General features: G+C 44.1%; 21 protein-coding genes. 14 read left to right on the top strand and 7 right to left on the bottom strand.

Annotated features, from left to right (window positions below; all coding sequences use genetic code 11):
• Positions 1 to 14 precede the first annotated feature (14 nt).
• The 5 genes from tilS to IBX48_RS02645 all read left to right on the top strand — a co-directional run bounded on the left by tilS (position 15) and on the right by IBX48_RS02645 (position 5,648).
• Positions 15 to 1,328 (top strand): tRNA lysidine(34) synthetase TilS, encoded by a 1,314-nt coding sequence (gene tilS / locus IBX48_RS02665; RefSeq protein WP_296830433.1) that lies wholly within the window; start codon positions 15 to 17, stop codon positions 1,326 to 1,328.
• 112 nt (positions 1,329 to 1,440) lie between these two features.
• The gene (locus IBX48_RS02660) at positions 1,441 to 3,063 is read left to right on the top strand and encodes a CTP synthase (RefSeq protein WP_296830431.1); all 1,623 of its coding nucleotides are present in this window, start codon (positions 1,441 to 1,443) and stop codon (positions 3,061 to 3,063) included.
• Positions 3,064 to 3,076: 13 nt separating this feature from the next.
• A complete protein-coding gene (gene kdsA, locus IBX48_RS02655; RefSeq protein WP_296830429.1) occupies positions 3,077 to 3,913 on the top strand; it encodes a 3-deoxy-8-phosphooctulonate synthase in 837 nt (278 codons plus the stop codon).
• Positions 3,914 to 3,990: 77 nt separating this feature from the next.
• Positions 3,991 to 5,271 carry a phosphopyruvate hydratase gene (eno, locus tag IBX48_RS02650; RefSeq protein WP_296830427.1) on the top strand — a complete coding sequence of 427 codons (1,281 nt, stop codon included), beginning with the start codon at positions 3,991 to 3,993 and terminating at the stop codon, positions 5,269 to 5,271.
• 14 nt (positions 5,272 to 5,285) lie between these two features.
• Positions 5,286 to 5,648, top strand: a complete 363-nt coding sequence (locus tag IBX48_RS02645; protein WP_296830425.1) for a septum formation initiator family protein — start codon at positions 5,286 to 5,288, stop codon at positions 5,646 to 5,648.
• 62 nt (positions 5,649 to 5,710) lie between these two features.
• Here IBX48_RS02645 and IBX48_RS02640 read toward each other — a convergent pair whose 3' ends face one another.
• A complete protein-coding gene (locus tag IBX48_RS02640; RefSeq protein ID WP_296830423.1) occupies positions 5,711 to 6,235 on the bottom strand; it encodes a Smr/MutS family protein in 525 nt (174 codons plus the stop codon).
• Between the two features lie 48 nt (positions 6,236 to 6,283).
• On the opposite strand from IBX48_RS02640, the gene surE reads away from it, so the two are divergent.
• The 4 genes from surE to IBX48_RS02620 are packed head-to-tail and all read left to right on the top strand — an operon-like array spanning position 6,284 to position 8,995.
• On the top strand, positions 6,284 to 7,048 hold the full coding sequence (surE, locus tag IBX48_RS02635) for a 5'/3'-nucleotidase SurE (protein ID WP_296830421.1): 765 nt from the start codon (positions 6,284 to 6,286) through the stop codon (positions 7,046 to 7,048).
• The gene (locus IBX48_RS02630; RefSeq protein WP_296830419.1) at positions 7,030 to 7,740 is read left to right on the top strand and encodes a protein-L-isoaspartate(D-aspartate) O-methyltransferase; all 711 of its coding nucleotides are present in this window, start codon (positions 7,030 to 7,032) and stop codon (positions 7,738 to 7,740) included. The genes surE and IBX48_RS02630 overlap by 19 nt, the downstream gene beginning before the upstream one ends.
• A complete protein-coding gene (locus tag IBX48_RS02625; protein ID WP_296830417.1) occupies positions 7,737 to 8,309 on the top strand; it encodes a VTT domain-containing protein in 573 nt (190 codons plus the stop codon). Before IBX48_RS02630 ends, IBX48_RS02625 begins: the two co-directional genes overlap by 4 nt.
• A gap of 5 nt (positions 8,310 to 8,314) precedes the next feature.
• Positions 8,315 to 8,995: a M23 family metallopeptidase gene (locus IBX48_RS02620; RefSeq protein ID WP_296830415.1), complete on the top strand. Its 681-nt coding sequence runs from the start codon at positions 8,315 to 8,317 to the stop codon at positions 8,993 to 8,995.
• A 73-nt stretch (positions 8,996 to 9,068) separates the two neighbouring features.
• Here IBX48_RS02620 and IBX48_RS02615 read toward each other — a convergent pair whose 3' ends face one another.
• Positions 9,069 to 9,440, bottom strand: a complete 372-nt coding sequence (locus IBX48_RS02615) for an Mth938-like domain-containing protein (RefSeq protein WP_296830413.1) — start codon at positions 9,438 to 9,440, stop codon at positions 9,069 to 9,071.
• A 169-nt stretch (positions 9,441 to 9,609) separates the two neighbouring features.
• On the opposite strand from IBX48_RS02615, the gene alaC reads away from it, so the two are divergent.
• The 4 genes from alaC (at position 9,610) to thrC (ending at position 14,726) form a co-directional block, all read left to right on the top strand.
• Positions 9,610 to 10,806 (top strand): alanine transaminase, encoded by a 1,197-nt coding sequence (gene alaC, locus IBX48_RS02610; protein WP_296830411.1) that lies wholly within the window; start codon positions 9,610 to 9,612, stop codon positions 10,804 to 10,806.
• A 1-nt stretch (position 10,807) separates the two neighbouring features.
• Entirely contained in the window at positions 10,808 to 12,121 is a 1,314-nt protein-coding gene (locus IBX48_RS02605) for a homoserine dehydrogenase (protein WP_296830409.1), read from the top strand.
• 11 nt (positions 12,122 to 12,132) lie between these two features.
• Positions 12,133 to 13,146 carry a hypothetical protein gene (locus IBX48_RS02600; protein WP_296830407.1) on the top strand — a complete coding sequence of 338 codons (1,014 nt, stop codon included), beginning with the start codon at positions 12,133 to 12,135 and terminating at the stop codon, positions 13,144 to 13,146.
• Positions 13,147 to 13,253: 107 nt separating this feature from the next.
• A complete protein-coding gene (thrC, locus tag IBX48_RS02595) occupies positions 13,254 to 14,726 on the top strand; it encodes a threonine synthase (protein WP_296830405.1) in 1,473 nt (490 codons plus the stop codon).
• A gap of 88 nt (positions 14,727 to 14,814) precedes the next feature.
• Here the strand turns inward: thrC and IBX48_RS02590 are convergent, their stop codons facing one another.
• Positions 14,815 to 16,578, bottom strand: coding sequence for a DHH family phosphoesterase (locus IBX48_RS02590; RefSeq protein ID WP_296830403.1), 1,764 nt, complete (start codon positions 16,576 to 16,578; stop codon positions 14,815 to 14,817).
• A 257-nt stretch (positions 16,579 to 16,835) separates the two neighbouring features.
• Between IBX48_RS02590 and IBX48_RS02585 the strand changes: the two genes are divergently transcribed.
• Positions 16,836 to 18,920, top strand: a complete 2,085-nt coding sequence (locus IBX48_RS02585; protein WP_296830401.1) for an EAL domain-containing protein — start codon at positions 16,836 to 16,838, stop codon at positions 18,918 to 18,920.
• A 48-nt stretch (positions 18,921 to 18,968) separates the two neighbouring features.
• Here IBX48_RS02585 and IBX48_RS02580 read toward each other — a convergent pair whose 3' ends face one another.
• The 4 genes from IBX48_RS02580 to IBX48_RS02565 all read right to left on the bottom strand — a co-directional run.
• Positions 18,969 to 19,190 (bottom strand): hypothetical protein, encoded by a 222-nt coding sequence (locus tag IBX48_RS02580; protein ID WP_296830399.1) that lies wholly within the window; start codon positions 19,188 to 19,190, stop codon positions 18,969 to 18,971.
• 117 nt (positions 19,191 to 19,307) lie between these two features.
• Positions 19,308 to 19,910 (bottom strand): hypothetical protein, encoded by a 603-nt coding sequence (locus IBX48_RS02575; protein ID WP_296830396.1) that lies wholly within the window; start codon positions 19,908 to 19,910, stop codon positions 19,308 to 19,310.
• A 5-nt stretch (positions 19,911 to 19,915) separates the two neighbouring features.
• Positions 19,916 to 21,562: a bifunctional aminoglycoside phosphotransferase/ATP-binding protein gene (locus IBX48_RS02570; protein ID WP_296830393.1), complete on the bottom strand. Its 1,647-nt coding sequence runs from the start codon at positions 21,560 to 21,562 to the stop codon at positions 19,916 to 19,918.
• On the bottom strand, positions 21,559 to 22,213 hold a 655-nt coding region (locus tag IBX48_RS02565), incomplete at its 5' end, for a glutamate--tRNA ligase family protein (protein ID WP_296830391.1). The genes IBX48_RS02565 and IBX48_RS02570, both read right to left, overlap by 4 nt.

Here is a 22,213-nt window from a genome sequence, read left to right as displayed (position 1 = left end):
GGACGTTCAAAACCATGCAAACCTCGCAATCCGTCACGCAAGCCGTTGAACTATTTTATCAATCGCTTCAAACATCAAAAGTCTGGCTGGCCTACAGCGGCGGACTGGATTCGCATGTTTTATTGCAGTGTTTGGTTGAGCTTAAACCGGTTCAAGTTGAATTAAACGCGATTCATGTGCACCACGGTTTGCAAGCCGAAGCGGATGATTGGGTGACGCATTGTCAGGCGGTTTGTAATCAACTTCAGGTGCCACTTCAGGTTGAGTATGTCGCGGTTGATAAAAGCCAGAATATCGAATCAGCTGCACGAAAAGCGCGTTATCAAGCTTTTGAAAAGTGGCTGGGCGCTAATGAGGTAATTTGCACTGGCCATCATCAGCGAGATCAAGCCGAAACCTTGTTGTTAAATTTAATGCGTGGCGCAGGTCTAGAGGGGTTAAGTGCGATGCCGCAGTGGCGTGTCTTAAATAATCAAACCGACTCAGCTAACCACCAGGCCTGGTTGGTGCGTCCTTTATTAAATACAAGTTATGATGCGATTCAAACCTATGCCAAACAGCATCAATTACGTTGGGTAGAAGACCCGACTAACCAGTATGTTGAATTTCGGCGCAATTTTATTCGCCATCAATTATTACCCCTGCTTGACCAGGCCTGGTCGAATCCGCAAGCCAAGTTAGCTCAGGCGAGTAGGCATCAAGCTGAAGCGGCTGAATTGCTTCAAGAGTTAGCGCAAAATGATTTAGCTCTAATTGAGCACGACGTAGCTCGGTTCAATTGGCGGGAACTGCAAAAACTAAGTTGGACTCGGCAAAAAAATTTATTGCGTTATTGGTTTAAACATTTTCATCAAATTTCAATTGATCAGGCAAGTTTAGATTGGCTGCGGTTTGACGCGTTTAACGAAAATTCAAACGCGCAACCCAAACGAAAACTTAAGCAAACCGAAATCCGACGTTATCAGAACTGGATTTACCTGCTTGATGACTCCGCGATCAAGCCACCGTTTAATGTTTTGATCCAGCAGGATTCGGACTGGGAAAAGCATGGCATTAAGTTGCAGCCAACGGTCGGACAAGGCTTGGCCGAATATTGGTTGAAGTCAGATAATGAAGTCCGGCTACGTTCGCTGCATGAAGACGATGAGATAAATCGCGATTCACTTAAAAAATGGTTTCAAACCCAGAAAATTCCACCTTGGCAACGTCATAATTGGCCGGTGGTCGAAATTAATTCTAAACTCGCGGTGATTGTTGGTTATCGAACCTTAGATGGGTTTCAGGCGAAATCTGATGAAAAAGCATTAAACTTAGTGGGTTTAAATTGAAGCCAGGCGGCTTTTAGGTTAAAATTTGTTTCCATTCTGAGCTCTGAAATCGCCGGTCGTCTTAAAAGGAATAGTTGGCGAGCTTCTCTAAATTATCTACAAAGTGTGAATAATGACTAAATTTATATTCGTAACCGGTGGTGTAGTGTCTTCTTTGGGTAAAGGCATTGCCGCCGCGTCTTTAGGTGCTCTGCTAGAAGCAAGGGGCCTTAAAGTCAGTATGCTGAAGATGGATCCTTATATTAATGTGGACCCAGGTACCATGAGCCCACTTCAACACGGTGAAGTCTTTGTCACCGATGATGGCGCCGAAACGGATTTGGACTTGGGTCATTACGAACGTTTTGTGCAACGCCCATGCGGTAAACGCAATAGTTTTTCGACTGGTCAGGTTTATGAAACGGTGATTCGTCGTGAACGTCGTGGAGACTATTTAGGCGGCACCGTACAGGTGATTCCGCACATTACCGACGAAATTAAAACACGTATCAAATTAGCCTCCGATGGTTTTGATGTAACGATTGTCGAAGTCGGCGGCACGGTGGGGGATATCGAATCCTTGCCTTTCCTCGAAGCCATTCGTCAGATGGGCGTTGAAGTTGGTCGTGAACGCGCGATGTTTATGCATTTAACCCTATTACCTTATATTGCGGTGGCAGGTGAGGTTAAAACCAAACCGACTCAACACTCGGTTAAAGAATTACGTTCTATCGGCATTCAGCCCGACGTGTTGATTTGTCGCTCTGAAATCCCATTAGGTGAGAGTGAAAAACGCAAAATTGCGTTATTTACTAATGTGGAAGAAAAAGCCGTTATTAGCTCACTGGATGCCAAGTCTATCTATCAAGTTCCGCGTATGTTGCATGAGCAAGGTTTGGATGATTTGGTGGTTAAAAAACTACAGATGACAGATCTTAAACCGGTTGATTTATCGGATTGGGATCAAGTAGTGGATGCCCAGCTCAACGCACAAGATGAAGTCAATATTGCGATGGTTGGCAAATATGTGGATCTTACCGAGGCTTATAAATCGGTAATTGAAGCCTTATTGCATGCCGGCATTCACACGCGCACGCGGGTCAAAATTCATTACATTGATTCAGAAGAACTCGAAAAGGTTGGCATTGATCAGCTTAAAGGTATGCACGCGATTTTAGTGCCGGGTGGCTTTGGTGAACGCGGGGTTGAAGGTAAAATTTTAGCCATTCAATATGCACGTGAATCGAAAAAGCCTTATTTAGGGATTTGCTTAGGTATGCAGATGGCGGTAGTCGAATACGCGCGTCATGTTGCAGGCTTAGAAAAGGCGCACAGCACTGAGCTGAATGCAAATACACCGCATCCTGTGGTGGCCTTGATTACCGAATGGACGGATGAGAAGGGCGACAAAGTCGAGCGTAATGAAACCTCTGATTTAGGCGGTACGATGCGCTTAGGTGGTCAAAACTGTGTGGTTAAGACGGGTACAAAGTTGGCCGGAATTTACGCCAAAGATGTAATTCGCGAACGTCATCGTCATCGTTATGAAATGAACGACGGCTATATTAGTCGTTTAGAGCAAGCAGGCCTGGTGTTTTCAGCGCATTCGCAAGATGGTCATCTCGTTGAATCCATTGAGATTCCAGATCATCCTTGGTTTGTGGCTTGCCAGTTCCACCCCGAATTTACGTCTACGCCGCGTAACGGTCATCCGCTTTTTAGTGCCTTTGTGCAAGCGGCTAAAACAAACAAATAGTTAAGGAATCAATATGAAGCTTTGTAATTTTAATGTCGGGATTGATCAACCGTTTTTCTTAATTGCCGGTCCTTGTGTGATTGAATCTGAGCAGTTAGCGATTGATACGGCCGGGCAGTTAAAAGAGTTGACCGACTCGCTAGGCATTCCTTTTATTTTTAAATCGTCTTATGACAAGGCGAACCGTTCGTCTACCGCTAGTTTCCGTGGTTTAGGCATTGATGAAGGCCTGCGTATTTTGCAAAAAGTAAAAGACGAAATTGGTGTGCCGGTTTTAACCGATGTGCATGAAGATACGCCTTTAAGCGAAGTCGCGTCGGTGGTGGATGTGATGCAAACCCCAGCTTTTTTGGTGCGTCAAACTAACTTTATTCAAAACGTATGCCGCCAAGGTATTCCGGTTAATATCAAAAAAGGCCAGTTTCAAGCGCCTTGGGATATGGATCAAGTGGTCGCGAAAGCGCGCGAAGTGGGCAACGAGCAGATTATGGTGTGTGATCGTGGCACTTCATTTGGTTACAATACCCTAGTGTCAGATATGCGTGGTTTGGCGTCTATGCGCCAGACGGGTTGTCCGGTCGTGTTTGATGCAACCCACTCAGTTCAGCAGCCGGGTGGTCAAGGTTCGACATCGGGTGGACAGCGTGAATTTGTACCCGTGTTAGCCCGTGCAGCGATCGCCGCTGGCGTTTCAGGTGTGTTCATGGAAACCCATCCAGACCCAGTTAACGCTAAAAGCGATGGCCCAAATATGTGGCCGTTGCATAATTTAAAGCCGGTATTGGAGGTGCTAAAAGCGCTAGATGATACGGTTAAAAAATACGGTTTTGTTGAAAACGATTTGATGTAAATAAGCAGGTTTTATACTGCTTTTTTGATGTGGTTTTATAGTAAGTTTAATTTTAAGTTATTGAAAAGGTTGAAAAGATGTCATTGATTAAAGAAATCAAAGCACGCCAGATCATCGACTCACGTGGTAATCCTACGGTTGAGGCAGATGTGATTTTAGAATGTGGATCTATGGGTCGCGCAGCTTCTCCGTCAGGCGCATCAACAGGGTCACGTGAGGCCATTGAATTACGTGATGGCGATAAGTCTAAGTATTTAGGCAAAGGCGTCTTAAATGCCGTCAATAACATTAACACTGAAATCCGCACGGCCTTAATTGGCCAAGAAGCCACGGCTCAAGCCAAAATTGACCAGATTATGATTGATCTTGACGGCACACATAACAAAGCCCGTTTAGGTGCAAACGCGATTTTAGCCGTGTCTATGGCGGTAGCGAAAGCGGCGGCTATTTCAAAAGGTCAGGCCTTATTTGAATACCTAAAAAATGACGATTATCGTATGCCTGTTCCGATGATGAACATCATTAATGGTGGTGAACATGCAGATAATAGCGTGGATTTCCAGGAATTTATGATTGTACCAGTTGGCGCGCCAAGTCTGTCAGAAGCGTTGCGTTACGGCGCCGAAGTTTTCCATACCTTGAAAAAAGTATTGCATGACAAGGGTTATAATACTGCCGTGGGCGATGAGGGTGGGTTTGCACCAGACCTTAAGTCTAACGAAGAAGCGATTACGATTATTTTAGAAGCGATCGAGCAAGCTGGTTATGTTGCGGGCAAAGATATTATGATTGCGTTAGATGTGGCCGCGAGTGAAATCTACAAAGACGGTAACTATGTATTGGCTTCTGAAGGCCGTACTTTAACCAGTGCTGAAATGGTTGATTTTTATGCCGACTGGTGTGAACGTTTTCCAATTATCTCAATCGAAGACGGCTTTGACGAAAGTGATTGGGATGGTTTCAAAATGCAAACTGAAAAACTGGGCAAAAAAGTTCAGTTGGTCGGCGACGACTTGTTTGTAACCAACACCAAAATTCTTAAAGAAGGCATCGATAAAGGCATTGCGAACTCAATCTTAATCAAAGTAAACCAGATCGGTACTTTGACTGAAACCATGAGTGCGATTCAAATGGCGAAAGATGCGGGTTACACAGCGGTTATTTCACATCGTTCGGGTGAAACCGAAGATGCGACTATTGCGGATATCGCCGTGGCGACGGGTGCGGGTCAAATAAAAACCGGCTCTATGTCACGTTCGGATCGTATTGCTAAGTACAACCAATTGATTCGTATCGAAGAGGCTTTGGGTGACAAGGCGGTTTATCCTGGTATGTCTGCATTTTATAACCTAAAGTAATCGGGTAAAGACGGATGAGAGTATTTTTAATTATCCTCGCCGTCTTACTGTTTTTATCTTTAGCTCGCCTATTGTCTTCTAATGGAGGCTTGGGCGAGGTTTTTTCATTACAGTCGCGTTTGGTTGAGCTTGAAACTCAAGTTGATGAACGTCAAAACACGAATGCTTTGCTGAAACAAGAAGTGCTGGATTTGCAATCTGGTGATACCGCAGTCGAAACCATTGCCCGTCAACGTTTGGGTATGGTGGCAAAAGATGAAGTATTTGTTCAGTTATTAGAAATTAAACCCACTAATGTAGTGGCGCCGTCACCCGATCAATCGGCCACGCCGGTTATTGAAAACCCTCAACCCATTAACCGTATTCACAACGATTAATCACTTTCAATCACAACCACCAGGCCTGGTGCTTGTGTTCAATCTTTATATTCTTTAAAACCTTAATGCGCTTTAAGCAGCACATAAACTGCTCCGGTTCCGCCATCTTTTTGTTGTGCGCTGCAAAAGGCTACTATCTGCGGTAAAGCTCTAAGGGTTTGATTGACAAGGTTTTTTAGTACAGGGTAGTCGATATCCGAGTTATACCCCTTGCCGTGAATAATTAAAGCAAATCGGTAGTTTGCTAAATAACTTTGTTGAATAAATTGTAATAATCGCGGCTGCGCAACCTCTTCGGTATCGCCGTGCAAGTCTAACCGTGCTTGAATGCTGAACTCGCCTTTGCGTAATCGACTGAGATCTTGTAGACGTAAACCTTTTTCATGAAATAACAAACTTTGATGTGCGCTCACGGCTTCAACCGACTCAACATTGTTAGCTTCAATCAGGTCAATATGGGATGTTTTAGGTCGTTTGGCTTTTAACTTTGGGCGTGCTAATGTTGCTTTTTCCGAAGTATTGATCGGTACCGCACCCTCCATTGCTTGCGCAAACAGTAATTTGTCTTCTTCTGACAGCTTAGACACTTTATAATTCCTTGTAATTCAAATTCTATTTTAAAGGATATAAGGTCTATGCGCATCTTGTTATCGAATGATGATGGCTATCTTGCACCAGGTATTCAAACCTTGTTTGATGCATTAATTAATCATGCATCGGTTGACGACTTGGTTTTAATCGCGCCGGATCGCAATCGCAGTGCCGCCAGTAACTCACTGACCTTGTTAGACCCATTGCGCATTACCCAACATCAACCAAAAATATATAGTGTTAACGGTACACCAACCGATTGCGTGCATTTGGGAATTAATGGCGCTTTGTCTTATCGTGCCGATATGGTGGTGTCGGGTATTAATAGTGGCGCAAATATGGGCGATGATGTTTTATATTCAGGCACCGTTGCCGCGGCCACAGAAGGGCGGTTTTTAGGAAAGCCTTCGATTGCGGTATCGCTTTGTGGTGAGCAACATTTTGCTAGTGCGGCCAAAATCGTGGCGAATTTGCTAGAAGATTTGAACACTCAAGATTTAGACCAAAACACGATCATAAATATCAATGTACCGGATTTACCCTTTGAGCAAATCAAAGGTGTCAAAGTCACGCGTCTAGGCAAACGTCATGCTTCTGAGCCGGTTGTAAAAGGCATCGATCCTAGAGGCGTTAAGATGTATTGGATCGGGCCGGCTGGCAGTGCCGCGGATGCGGGCGAAGGCACCGATTTTCATGCGGTGGAATCGGGCTATGTTTCAGTTACACCCTTGCAAATTGATTTAACTCATCACGCGATGTTGAATACCATGCACCAATGGATTGATAAAAAATGGCCGCGCCCGCAATAGACCTAACTCAAAAACCCATTTATCCGACGCCAGAGTTTGAACAGTGTCAAGGGGTTGGCTTGACCTCGCAACGTACTCGAGATCGATTGATTGCGCGTTTAATGGCTTTGGGCATTCAAGATGCCGAGGTGCTAAAGGTTATGCGTATCGTACCAAGACATTTATTTGTCGATGAAGCCATGACCGGGCAGTCTTACGAAGACACGGCTTTACCGATCGGTTATGGTCAGACCATATCGCAACCCTGGGTGGTGGCGATCATGACCCGTTGGATTCGGGCGGGTCGACCTTTGCATAAGGTGTTGGATATTGGCACCGGATCGGGTTATCAAGCCGCGATTTTGTCATTGTTGGCGGAGCGGGTTTATAGTGTTGAGCGGATTGCGCCATTGCAAATTCGCGCTCAGCAAGTTTTGCAAAAATTAGGTTTAACGAATATTGAGTTTGATATCAGTGATGGCCATTGGGGTTGGCCGCAAAAAGCCCCGTTTGACGCAATTTTATGCGCGGCGTCCCCCGATAAGTTACCAGAAAGTTTGCTGGATCAATTAAACGAGGGTGGGCGTTTGGTGTTGCCAATTGGTAAAGAAGTGCAGGTTTTAAAAGGTTATGAAAAAACCTCAACCGGCATCAAAGAAAGTTTTTTAGGAGAAGTGATGTTTGTACCATTAAAAACCGGGGTTGAAGTGTGAGATTATTTGGCCCTTTATATGATTTAACCCTGCGTTGGTCTAAACACCCCAAAGCCCCTTGGTATTTAAGTGGCATGAGTTTTGCCGAATCGTCATTTTTTCCGATTCCACCGGATGTTATGTTGATGCCGATGAGTTTAGCGCAGCCGAATAAAGCATTATGTTTTGCTTGGATCACGACGATTTTTTCAACTTTAGGCGGTTTGCTGGGTTATTTGATTGGCATGTTATTGTTGGGGTCGGTGTGGCCATTTATTGTATCGGCCGGGTATGAACATCACTATCACCAAATTGTGGAGTTTTTTGACCTTTACGGTGTCTGGATTGTATTTGTCGCCGGTTTTAGCCCTTTACCCTATAAGATGTTTACTATTAGTGCCGGCGCCACTGGGATGGCGCTGGTGCCATTTTTATTGGCCTCATTCGTAGGCCGAGGCGCACGCTTCTTTTTGGTGGCTTGGTTAATGAAATGGGGCGGCCCGCGTTATGAACCGCTGATTCGGCGCTGGGTTGAGTGGCTAGGTTGGGCCTTTGTGGTATTAGTGATTATGTATATTGTATTCAGGTAATGTCGATGTTTAGAGTGTTATTGGTTGGAATTATTTCCATTAGTTTATTTGGCTGTGGCCAAGCGCCCCGCAGTTATTTTCAGGCGGGGCAAACGGCTCAATCCAACCCTTTAAATCAAAGTGCTGGCAAATGTGAAGGCGGTCATTATGTTGTCGCTAGAGGCGATACGTTAAGCCAAGTTGCGGTGCGTTGTCAGGTTAGCTTTAATGAACTGGCTAAAAAGAACAGTATCTTTCCACCTTATGTATTGTATCCAGGTCAGGAGTTAAATCTGCCTGATAAAAAAGCTCAGACTTCAGTTACGGTGCAAAAGCCAGATTGGGTTTGGCCGGTCGAACATTTTGATAAGTTTGATTATGTGAAGGATTCGGCTGGCATTTCTGGCCTGAATATTTATTCTGAAACCGGCAGTTTAATCAAAAGTGTGGATGCCGGTGAAGTTGTGTTTGCCGATAATAGTGTGAGTAATTTTGGTTTAATGGTGATTATTCGTCACGAAAATGGTTATTTAACCGTTTATGCCCACAATCAGCGTTTACAGGTTAAAGAAGGTCAAATCGTTAAGCGGGGTGAGGTGATTGCCAACTTAGGCCGTTCCGGTTCAACAGGTTTACCTAAGCTGTATTTTGAAGCACGTTTACATGGTCGAAAAGTGGCGGCTGAAGGTTTGTTGAAGCAGCCATAGAATGACTTAAGTTTTTGTGCCAATTCTTTGTTTTGTAACTGGTTTTTAAGTTTATTTAAAGCGGTTTCAAAGGTTAATTAAATATTAATCCCAGCACGACTTCACGATCTTCGGTGGTGAGCACGTTATAGGTTCGACAAGCTGAGGCATTGTTCATAACTTCTAAACTGACGCCATGTTGTGCACATAACCCAAAAATCTCAGCTGAGGGAAACTGCTGAATTTCACCCGTACCTAAGATCAGCACTTCCGGTGAAAAGTCTAAAAGTTGCTGTATTTTTTCAGGGGTCAAGTCGTCCAAATTTTTGACCGACCAATCTGGATTGAGATTTTGTTGAGTAATAATGCAACTGGTTTGGTAATCCTGGTTATTAACGGATACTAGGCCTGCTGCATAGCCGTTAATCATGTTGATTTTAGGGTCGCGATGTTCCGTAAATTTCATTGGATGCTTCTTTTATAAGTGAAGTCTCTATTTAATCCTAGTTTTACCCGAAATTCAATTGACGAATCTAATAGATTCTGTATCATTTATCGGCTTAATAACGTCATTTTGACCATCAGTTTTTTAAACAATCTCGCAATTTTTGCAGCAATCTTGAAAAGGCCTTTTCGTGACTAGCGAATTTCAAAGAATCAAACGTCTACCACCTTACGTGTTTAATATTGTTGGCGAGTTAAAAGCCGAGGCCCGTCGTCGAGGCGAAGATATTATCGACTTCGGCATGGGGAATCCGGATCAGGACACACCAAAACACATTGTCGACAAATTAGTTGAAGTGGTTCAGCGTGAAGGCACGCATCGCTACTCGGTATCGCAGGGTATTCCACGTTTACGTAAGGCGATTTGTAACTGGTATAAAACCCGTTTTGACGTGGATTTAGACCCCGACAAGGAAGCCGTGGTTACAATTGGTTCAAAAGAAGGCTTGGCGCATTTGGCTTTGGCGACGGTTGAGCAGGGCGATACGGTTTTAGTGCCGAATCCGGCTTATCCGATTCACCCTTACGGCTTTGTAATTGCGGGTGCGGATATTCGTCATGTTGAAATGTCGCCGAACGTCGATTTTTTTGAAGAGTTGCAAAAAGCGATTCAAGATTCCTGGCCCAAACCCAAAATGTTGGTGTTGAACTTTCCTGGTAACCCAACTACTCAAACGGTTGATTTGGCCTTTTTTGAGCGCGTGATTGAAATTGCCAAAGAGCACAATATTTGGGTTATTCACGATTTGGCTTATGCCGACATTGTATTTGACGGTTATGTTGCGCCCTCTATTATGCAAGTTGAAGGTGCAAAAGATATTGCAGTTGAATTTTATACTTTATCAAAAAGCTATAACATGCCAGGCTGGCGGGTTGGTTTTATGGTTGGTAACCCAACCCTAGTGAATGCGCTTAAGCGTATGAAATCTTACTTGGATTATGGCACCTTTACACCGATTCAAGTGGCGGCGATTGCGGCCTTAGAAGGCCCACAAGATTGTGTGCAAGAAATCTGTGATATGTACAAACTACGTCGTGATGTGCTTTGCCAAGGCTTAAACGCGATTGGTTGGGAAGTGGACTATCCAAAGGCGACCATGTTTTTATGGGCACCGATCCCAGAAGCCTACCGTGAATTAGGTTCAATTGAATTCTCAAAGAAACTCTTGATTGAAGCAAAGGTCGCCGTGTCACCGGGCGTTGGTTTTGGTACTTATGGCGATGGTCATGTGCGCTTCAGTTTAATCGAAAATGAACACCGTACCCGTCAAGCCATTCGGGGAATTCGTGAGATGTTCAAAAAAGACGGCTTGATCCAAGGAGTATAGTTTGAAGGCAATAACACTAGGACTTTTAGGGCTAGGCACGGTTGGCAGTGGATTAGTTAATATTTTACGTACCAGTTCAACCGAAATTGAACGTCGCTTAGGTAAGCGTTTTGAGATTGGCAGTATTGCAGTCAGAGATTTAAATCGACCTCGTCGAATTGATACGCGTGATATTCCGTTAACCGATGATCCGTTTGAAGTCGTGCAAAACCCAAATATTCAAGTTGTCGTTGAATTAATGGGCGGCACGACTTTGGCACGTGATTTGGTCGAACAAGCGATTAAAAACGGCAAACACATTGTGACCGCAAACAAAGCCATGATTGCGTTACACGGGAACGAACTGTTTGAGTTAGCCGAAAAGCATCAGGTGCAAATTTATTACGAAGCCTCTGTAGCGGGTGGTATCCCAATTATTAAAGCCTTACGTGAAGGTTTAGCCGGTAACCAGATTGACTGGTTAGCGGGCATCATTAACGGCACAGGCAACTACATTTTGACCGAAATGAAAAAGCCTAATGCCGATTTTTCAGCCGTATTAAAAACCGCTCAAGATTTAGGTTATGCCGAAGCCGATCCGACTTATGATGTCGAAGGTATTGATGCGGCGCACAAGTTAACGATTCTAGCGTCACTCGCATTTGGTATCGAACTGAGTTATTCGCGGGTTTATACTGAAGGTATTAGTCATATTAGTGGCGATGATGTGCGTTTTGCCAATCTATTTGGTTATGAAATCAAACACTTGGGTATTGCGAGTCGGGGCGACGATAATGGATTCTCATTACGTGTTCATCCAACCTTAGTCCCTAAAAAAGTTTTATTGGCGGATGTTAATGGTGTGATGAACGCGGTATTGATTCACGGCAACCATGTGGGTTCTACCATGTATTACGGCGCTGGGGCCGGTGGCGGAGCAACCGCTTCGGCTGTCATGGCGGATTTGATGGATTTAGCTCGTTGCTGGGATGCGCCATTTGACGCCCATGTACCAGGCCTAGGTTATCAAGCCGATGCAATATACAAAGACGCGAATATTATGTCGATTGATGATATTGACACCGCGTTTTATGTGCGTTTTATGGTTAAGGACCAACCGGGTGTGTTGGCGCGTTTGTCGCAAACCTTAGCGGACTGCGATATTAGTATTGAACATTTGCATCAAGAACCTATCGGCGACGAGCCTGAGTTTGCCTTGGTGGTGTTAACCACTAATGTGGTTAATGAAGGTCAGTTTGGTGAAGCCTTGGCGGTGCTGGAAGGTCTGGATGACGTCGAAGGCAAAATCACCAAAATCCGCGTTAGCGATTTTTGAGGGGTTCAAACATGACCAACCAGGCCGTGACCTTATGGATTCCTGGTTTATTAGATCATTTTAAACCCGACCAGCAGGCCTGGTGGTCGGGCTCCGCTTTTCAAACGTTGCTAAATAAAGCCGATGTTTATCCGCTTAAACCCTACTCTTTTATAGAAAGAGCAAGTCAACTGTTTCACCAACCACAAACACTCAGTGCCGCGGCCACTATGGCCTCGGTCGAGCTGGCCGACTTCGATCCGCAGGCTTTTTGGTTAAAAGTGGATCCGGTTCAGATGATTCCAGATCGCGATACCTTGGTATTGGTTTCGGCTCAAGATCTTGACATTACACAAGTCGAATCACAAGCCTTGTTAGACGCGTTTAACCAACATTTCGCCGAAGATGGCGTCAAGCTGGAGTGGGGCGCTAATGATTCCTGGTATATGCGTTTACCGCAAGCGGTGGATCTGCAAACCACCGATTTGGCACAAGCCAACTATCGCAACTTACACGGGCTTTACCCAAGCGGCCATGCTGGTTCTTATTGGCGAACCTTGATGAATGAAGTTCAAATGTTGTTTTATCAGCATCCGGTTAATCTGGCGCGGCGCGAACTTGGCCAAGCTGAAATTAACAGTGTTTGGGTGTGGGGCGAAGGTCAAATTAAGCTGGATACTATTCAAATGCGCCCGCAAGCGAAAATTTGGGGTCATCATGCTTATTTAAAAGGCCTAGCAAATTTAGCTCAAGCTCAATTTCAGAAAACCCCAAGTGATCACCAGGCCTGGTGCTTGGATAGAACACAACAAGCGCATTTGATTACGCTGGATTTAAAGCCGTTAATGGAACCAGATACAGAGACTACAGATAATCAACTGCTGTTAAAGCTAGAGAAAGACTGGATGCAGGGCTTGTTGGAGGATCTTAAGCAAGCTCGTATTCACTCTCTATTTATTGACTTAGGCGACACCAAAGGTTTTTTAATTGAACCTTCACATTTACGCCGTTTCTGGCGACGCTGGCGCAATCCACTTAAATCCTAGTCTAAAGCACTTAGATCACATGAATTTAGCGATTGAGCGGGTTTTTGGTATAATCCGCGCATTATTTTGAAATCTGGCGAATTCGTCAGCACGCAAGGCAAGAACTCATGAATTTTATAGAAACACGCGGTAACGACGGTCACTTTCCAAAAGAAGTCACGTTTTCACAAGCTATTTTAAGTCCGATGTCTTCGTTTGGCGGACTTTATTCACCCAAAAGCTTACCGGTGCTGGGGTTGGATTTTTTAAAGACCCACTTAAATTCAAATTATAAAACTCTGGCGAAAGCGGTATTGGCTGAATTTGAAGTCGACATTGACCAACCTGTGATTGATCAAGCACTTGCGCTTTATGATCAGTTTGATGATCCGGCAAACCCCGTGCCAGTGGTTAAAGTGCGTGATGATTTGTTTGTCAGTGAGCTTTATCACGGCCCAACGCGTGCGTTTAAAGATATGGCGTTGCAACCGTTTGGCACGGTGTTATCCGCAGTGGCGCAAAAACGCAACGAAAAATTCTTAATTTTAGCGGCGACCAGTGGCGACACAGGCCCTGCGGCATTAGATACTTTCCGAAACAAACCAAATGTACAAGTGGTTTGTATGTATCCAGACGGCGGCACCTCAGACGTACAGCGCTTGCAGATGGTGACTGAAAGTGGTGAAAACCTAAAAGTGATTGGCATTAAAGGCGATTTTGATGATGCCCAAACCGCGCTGAAATCTTTATTAGTTTCAACCAGTTTCCGCGATACTTTAATGCAGCAGGGTGTGCAGGTTTCGGCGGCTAATTCGGTCAACTTCGGTCGTATTATTTTCCAAACCATTTACCACATCCACAGCTACTTAGAGCTGGTACGTCAGCAAGAAATTAGCTTGGGCGATAAGGTTTATTTAGATGTACCAAGTGGTAACTTTGGTAATGCGTTAGGGGGTTATTACGCTTATAAAATGGGCTTACCGGTTGAGAAAATTTTAATCGCTTCTAATCAAAACAATGTCTTAACCCAGTTTATTGAACAAGGTAAATACGATTTAAGAGAGAGTGGTGTGATAGCTACAACTTCTCCAGCGATGGATATTTTGAAATCATCTAACATCGAACGTATTTTGTTTGATTTATTCGGTGCTGAGCGCACCAAACAACTTATGTTGGCGTTGGATAAAGATAAGTTTTATCAACTAACTACCGATGAGTTAGCGACGGTTCAAGGTATTTTCGCGGCCGACTTTTGTACCGACCAAGAAGGTCAAGATTACATTAAACAAGCCTATGAAGACGGCTATTTAATGGACCCACATACTGCAACCTGTTTAAAAGTGTACGATACCAAACGAGATCAAAAGCTCAAAACCATTGCTTATTCAACTGCAGAGTGGACTAAATTTTCACCAGTAATTGCCAAAACCTTGTTTGGTGGTGAGATTACCTCCGATATCGACGCGTTAAAACGCATAGCCGATAAAGGTCAAATCCCGATTCCACAGCAAATTTCGCGTTTATTTGATTTGCCGGCCACACAGGCTAAAGTCATTGATAAACAGAATATTGAAACCGAGATTTTGAGCTTCTTTAAGTAGTCGAACAGATTATTTGATATCAAAAACCGCAGGCGAAGTGATTTTCCTGCGGTTTTTTTATGGCCTGAATAGATCAAAAGGCGGGTTATTAAACCTTAAAGGCGAACTGCAAACGCAGTTGCAGGGACGTGCGTCCCATATATTGGTTTAGAGTCGGCTGATAAACACACTCAATCCAATCGTTTTGTTTGTAAGGCAAGGTTTGTTGGCTATCATCGAGTGCGCCAAAGTAAATCGCTTTAACCGGCGTGCGACTGTTTTCAGGTACGAGTCGCAAACTTAAATGGGTTTGGGCTTGGCCAATCTGTTTGATATCTAAAACTTTAAACCGCCCATTAAACTGGGGTTGCGGCCATTCTCGACCATAAGGCTCGAGTCGTTCTAACTCATCCATTAATTCTGGCGTAAATAGATGACCTTCAAGCTCACCATCGGTTTCAATTAATGGTGTAGGGGTGGTGTCGCCCAGTTGTTGCTGTGCGGCGGCTTCTAGCGCTTGCTGAAAGATCGTAAAATCGCTCAGATTAATCTGACAACCCGCCGCACCTTTATGCCCCCCTTTGGCTAAAAATAGACCAGGGTGTTGGTCTTCAATCCAATTAAAGGCACGAATTAAATCAAATTCCGGCACTATGCCGCGTCCGCTGCCAGCTAAAGTACCATCATTTAAGTCGGTCATCGCCACGCAAGGTAAACCAAATTTCTCACCCACACGGGTGGCGACAATGCCTTGAATGCCCGCGTTACCTTCTAAGGAAATCGCTAAACTAAAGCGTTTATCATGGTACAAGTCGTGTGCTTTTTGCATGGCTTGCCGCATTAAACCTTCTTGTTGTTGGCGACGTTCTTGGTTATCGGTTTCAAGTTGTTGAAGATGTAACCAGGCCTGGTCGACATGGTCGGCATTTAAAAAATGAAAGGCCTGGGTAACGTCATTGACACGGCTGGCGGCATTAATGCGCGAAGCGACCTGAAAGGCTAAAAACTCGGCATTGTAAGGCCGATCTGAATTGTTATTTAGTTTACGAAAGGCTTGCCATGCGGGGTGTTCGAATTGATTAATTTGTTGCAAGCCGGCCAACACAATCGCGCGGTTATTTGGGCTTTTTAAACTCACGCTGTCGGCAATGGTGCCGAGTGCAACATGTAAGGTTAAATCTTTTAAAGAGGGCGCTTCTTTGGGTAAAATACCGCGCGTTATCAACTCATTACGAACCTGAGTCATGACCAAGAAAATAACAAAACAACCCGCAATGGTTTTGTCGTATTCACAACCGCTTTGTTGTGGATTAACGGTACAGGTAGCACTCGCCGGCGGGCCTTCGGCGGGGATGTTGTGATGATCGGTTACACACACTTTTATACCCGCTTGCGCCAAACGCTGAATGCGCGGTTGGTCACTTGACCCCTGATCGGCCGATATCACTAAATCGACACTCTGCTCTAAACTTAAAATTTCATCACACATTGCATCGGTAATGCCATAGCCGTTTTTGCGTTCACCTATCAGGTGAATAATACGTGCTGGATTCACATTAAAATGATCAATTAACGCACGATTCGCCACCCAGGCCGAGGTGACCCCATCCGTGTCATAATCCGTAGCCAATACTATTAACCCATCCGACTGAATCGCATCGGCAATTAATTGCGCGGCTTGGTGTGAGTTTTTGAGTTGATTGGGGTGTTGCAGGTGCTTAAGCTGTGGCGTAATAATCGCTTCAATTTGATCGGTCGATTCTAAACGCTGAGCAACGAGTCGTGCTTGCAGATCAGTTAAACCAAGGGCTTTAGCCGCTTCAAAGCTAGTGGCATTTAAAGGGCGTTGCGTAATACGAGGCGGCTTCAGCATGGGTAATGATCAGTTAGTTATTAGGCACTGCATTTTAACAGACCTAACCGGTTGGGCGAACCATTTTGAGTTAAACTATGTTAGTATTATTTATGCGTTTTTTATTCGAATAAAATTGTTTTTATTATCCGATTAGTCGAGAATAAACTTATCTGGCTATTAGTGATTGTGGTGATAGTAGATTTGTTTGCCCCCTATTTTGACTGAGGTTAATATGAATTCACGTTGTATAAAATATATTTAGGCCTTGCCAAATCATGATTCAACCACAAGCTCAGACTAGTTTGACCCTTCTCAAACACATTATGGAAAACTTTCCAGACGGTGTGTTTACCCTTAATAGTGATTTAAAGATTAGTTACGTGAACCCGGCTTTTTGCCAGTTGATGGGGTATGACGAATCTGACTTAGTGGGCAGTGACATTAAGACTCATTTAGAAGACTTGAATATTTTGGCCGAGTGTCAAACCGAAATACATGCCAAAGGCTACTGTCAGGGCCAAGAAACCATTTTTAAACGCGCGGATGGCGTTTTGCTAAACATTTCAAAAAACGTGCAAACCCTCGTGGACGATGAGGGCAAGGTGGGTTTAATTATCAGCGTGCGCGACCTAACCCCGATCCATCAGCTCAATAATAAACTTACCCAAACCTCCCAAGAACTCGAACACTACAACCAATATTTATCAGATATTGTGTCTGAGCGCACCCAGATTCTAAATGATCAGATGGCGGTGTTATCCAGTTATAAAAAAGCGATTGATGTCAGCAGTATGGTGAGTAAGTGCGGATTGGATAAACGTGTTATAGAAGTCAATGACTCACTTTGCGAGCGTTCTGGCTATAGCCGAGAAGAATTAATTGGTCAGGAATGTACGTTTTTGTGGACAGCCGAGTCAAAGCAAGCCGTGCCCGAAATCACCGAAATGGTATTAACCGGCACATACTGGAATGGCATGGTTACCATGTTAACCAAAACAGGCAGTATATTTTATATCGAAGCCTGTATTGTTCCGATTTGCAATGAATCTGGTGAGGTCATTGAGTTGGTTAATATTAGCCATGATGTGACCCCTTTAATGGAAACCACCCAAGCCTTAAGTCATCGGTTGCATTATGATTCGTTAACCGAATTGCCCAATCGAATTAAACTGTTAGCCGACGCAGAAGCCTCAAATCAATCAGAACACATTATTTTATTTAATATCGACAGTTTTAACGAAATCAATACATTCTATGGCCATTATTTGGCCGATAAGTTATTGAAAGTACTGGCGCGTAAGCTGGTCGAATTGACTTTAGGTTTACCCGCTCAGGTATATAAGTTGCCGGTGGATGAGTTCGCGATTGTGATTAAAAACGATTGGTCGCGTTTAAAACTGGAGCAGTTTGTACAAAGTTTGCTGGAAGTGGTATCGGCTCGCAGCTTTAAAGTCGGTGTGGCGCAAATTAACCTAACCTTAACGGCTGGTTTAGCATCTTCAGACTTACTCAATAACCAGACAAAAGATGCATTAGTGGCGGCTGATATGGCGCTTAAAATGGCGAAAAAACAACGTAAACCCTTTGTGTTTTACGAATCGAGTTTAAACATTAAACAGAGTTATGAAAATAACTTAGTCTGGATTAAACGCTTACGTAGCGCAATGGAAGAAGATCGCTTGGTGCCGTTTTTTCAGCCGGTGGTCAACGCGAAAACCTTAAAAGTTGATTATTATGAATGCTTGGTTCGCATTGTTGAGACTGATGGTCAAATCGTCGCACCTTATAACTTTTTGGAAACCGCCAAAAAACTTAAGCTTTATCCGCAATTAACTCGGCGTATGCTAGAAAAAGCCTTTGCAAAGTTTGCAGATGAGCCGGAATGCTTTTCGATTAATTTATCGATTGAGGATATTGTCGACCCGATCACCAGTGCTTGGATTGTTGACAAAGTGCGCGCATGTCTTTTTGCTGAACGTGTGATTTTTGAAATCGTTGAATCCGAAGGGATTCAAAACTACGACCTGGTGAATCACTTCATTCGGGAAGTGAAGCAGTACGGAGTAAAAATCGCAATTGATGACTTTGGCGCTGGCTATTCAAACTTTATTTACATTATGCGTTTAGATATTGATTTTATTAAGATTGATGGTTCGATTATTCGCGATATTCAACACAATAAATCGTCCCAAGTTATTACTGAAACCATTATTAACTTTGCACGCAAACTCAATATTCAAACCGTGGCGGAATTCGTGGCGGATGAAAGTATATACGACTATGTAAAACATCTCGAAATTGATAATTTGCAAGGCTACTTGTTTGGCAAGCCGGAGAGTTATTTGTTAAGTGCTAGCTAACCACCAGGCCTGGTGGTTATTGATTTGTTTGCAGGGTTTGGTTAGAAATTAAGCCATGACATCAAGTAAGGTGCCCAGCATTTCATCACTGGTTTTGATCACTTTGGCTGAGGTTTCCACCAGATTCGCATCCAGCTTATGCATAATCAGCGGTTCAGCTTTGTCGGGCACATTCGGGCTGGCAATTTTTTGACTATTTAATTCAAGGTTTTTGAACCCCGTTTGAATGCCAGTGTAGGCATTGTGCATCGCCGATCCAGAAATATTCATGGCGTATCCTTTAGTTAAAGCTTGCCGCTCTGGCAGGTGTTTTATTCACTTCTAATTTAATATACTAAAACTGCTTGGGTTTGAAAACAAGTGCTTATCGCGCTTTCCAGTTATTTTCTAAAGCACATTATTGATTGGGTTTTGGTTTTCATTTTCTTCTTGTTTAGCCACATAAGGATCCGTGGTAACTTCATATTCAATAAATATCGGTGCGTAGCGATCACTGCCCACTCGGTCCACTGTAATCCTAACTTGGTCGTCTTGCCAAACAAACGAGGCGTAACTGGGTAAGCCATTTAAGCTTTTACGGATAACTTGATTAGGTTGACCATAGGTTTGAATGAGTTGTCGCGCTACTTGTTGGGTTTCCACATCGCGATAATCGTTATTAAAGTGTGTGCCTGAGCGCCGCAGAAGGCGTTTGGCGGAGACTACTTTGCCATTGGCATCATAACGAAATTGCACGTAATAACTGTCGCGTAAATTGGAGTAAGCAAAAAATTTATCCATATTACGATGGTCAGCGGTGGCGCGATCTTGTTTAAATCCACCCAGATTAGCTAAATGTGTGCGTACCGATTGCATGTCGGCCTCGGTCAGCTTAATACCCAATAACTCGGCTTGTTGGGGCGGTGTTTGGGCGAGGGCATAGGGTGTCGATAAAAAGCTGATTGACACTAAACTTGAAATCATCACCCATTTCAATGGATTTAAAAACATATAATTTATCCGATTATTTCTTTAACTAAAGGCGTTATCGGCTGATTTAGGTAATCCTTAAGGCTTGGCAATTCTGAACCCATCTTAATACTGAGGCTATGTTCGCAGGCTAAAGGTGCTTCAAACTGGTCAAGTTGGCGGCGCATGACTTGCGCATCCGCATCAGAAGGGTCTAGATTAAGCTGTTCGCGTTCAGCAATGCGTTGCTCGGCTAAATCGGCATCGGGTTCTAGGCTGATAATTAAATACGGGCGTTGAGCAGATTCAGCCATTTCGATAAAACGCTCGCGGTGTTTGGCTTGTAAAAACGTCGCATCGGCCACCACACTCAAGCCGGACTGTAAAGCCGATTGGCAGGCCTGGTACAAGGCTTGATAGGTTGCTTGGTTCATGTGTGGGCTATATAAAGCCGATTTTTCAGCATCCGATACACGCGTGGTGTTTTGAATGCCATAAAGGCGTTTACGTTCGCGATCAGAGCTGATTACCAAAGCGCCGACTTGTTGGTGGATTTGTTCGGCATAATAGCTTTTGCCCGAGCCCGATATACCTTGCATAATAAACAAGGTTGGGCTGGCTTGATGTAAGTAAGCATAATGTTCGGCTAAATCAATATAAGCCACCATCGTGGTTAAAACATAACGTGCTTCAGCTGAAGTCGGGTCGAGTTGCTGGTAACGCAAGCCGGTAATTTTGGCGCGTACTAGGGCGCGATAGGTTTGATAAAAACGCAATAAAACCAGGCCAGCATAGTCACCGGTTTGTTGTAAATAACGATTTAAAATTGATAAAGCTAAGGCAGGTTTTTGTCGAAAATCTAAATCTATCAACAAGAAAGCTAAATCACTTAAGGTATCAATCCAACGAAATTGATCGTTAAACTCAATCCCATCAAACAACACCGGCTGATCGTTTATCAGCGTAATATTGTCTAGGTGCAGGTCGCCATGACAAGCACGCACATGGCCTTGTTGTTGGCGTTGTTCAATCATAGGCGCTAACAAAGTGTGCTGGTTACGCGTCCAAAGTTCTAACTGATTGAGTCGATCTCGTAAAGTCTGGCAGTCAAAATCGTCCTGAGTGGTTTTAAGTTGGGGGCAGTCTAATAACGCCAGTAAAGAGGGAAAATTGTCCGTCATAGGTTCGAGCACACAAGCCGGTGAACCTAAGAAGTCGCCAGCCGGAATCGATTCGGCCTGTTGGTGGAGTCGGGCGATTGCGTTGGCTAATTGGCTGATTTGTGAATCGGATAAGGGCGTATGCAGCAAATAACGGCTGAGGACCATTTCGGGATCAAATTGATTCATCTTAACTAAATAATCGGCCACCACCAGGCCTGGTTGTGGTGCCCAACTAATCTGATCTGGGTGTTCTGGGTGTTGGTAGATCGGCACAACGCTTAAATAAAGCTGAGGGGCCGTGCGGCGGTTTAATTCCACCTCCATTTCACAAAAATGCTGTCGTTGGCTCAACTGGGTAAAGTCTAAAAAGCCAAAGTTCACGCGCTTTTTAAGTTTATAAGCATACTGACCAGTTAGGAAAACACATGAAATATGTGTTTCAATGCGCTGAATTTGTTCACCACTGTCTGAATAGTTGGGCGCATAACTTAGCCAATTAATTAAGGCTTGGTTTGCTTGGGTAATACTCATGTTTCAATTTTGCCTTTGGGTGGAATAAGGCTTAAATTCCAGTTAATAATGGCCCAATGCCAAATCTCATTTAAGTTAGCCTGCTTTAAATATTGCGGTGGAGATTGATTTAAAAACCTCAATGCTTCGCATAATTGCTCATTCGCTTGTTTCGGTTCAATGGCGGGGCTGTGAGCCGATTTACTGTATTTAACCTGCGCGCAGTTGACGGCGACGGGGTGATGACCATACTGCAGTTGTGTATCTGTCAGCGCCTGACAAACTAAGGTTTGTGCAAAGGAGGCTTCAAGTAAATCTGAACCTCGGATGACATGGGTTACACCCTGCGCTAAATCATCCACCACGCAGGCCAGATGATAACCAAAATAACCATCGCGCCGCTTTAATACAAAATCTCCTAATGCGCTAGCCAGATTAAGCTCAACCTGGCCCTGAATTAAATCCGTTAGAGTCATAAGCTGATTGGGGGATTTAAAGCGCACGGCGTGTCGATCTGAGGCCGTTAGCTTTCTCTCACGACAATAACCTTTGTACAGGCCTTGCGGGTCGCGTGCAAAAATCTGTTTGCGCGTGCAGTCGCAATAAAAGGCTTGATCCTGGTTAACTAATCCTTCAAGTGCCTGGTAATATCCTGATTGAGATTGAGATTGA

The sequence above is a fragment of the Thiomicrospira sp. genome (assembly GCF_014859555.1).
Lineage (GTDB): Bacteria > Pseudomonadota > Gammaproteobacteria > Thiomicrospirales > Thiomicrospiraceae > Thiomicrospira.
Note: the sequence above shows the minus strand (reverse complement) of the source record. Positions and strands in the feature narration are given on the sequence as shown.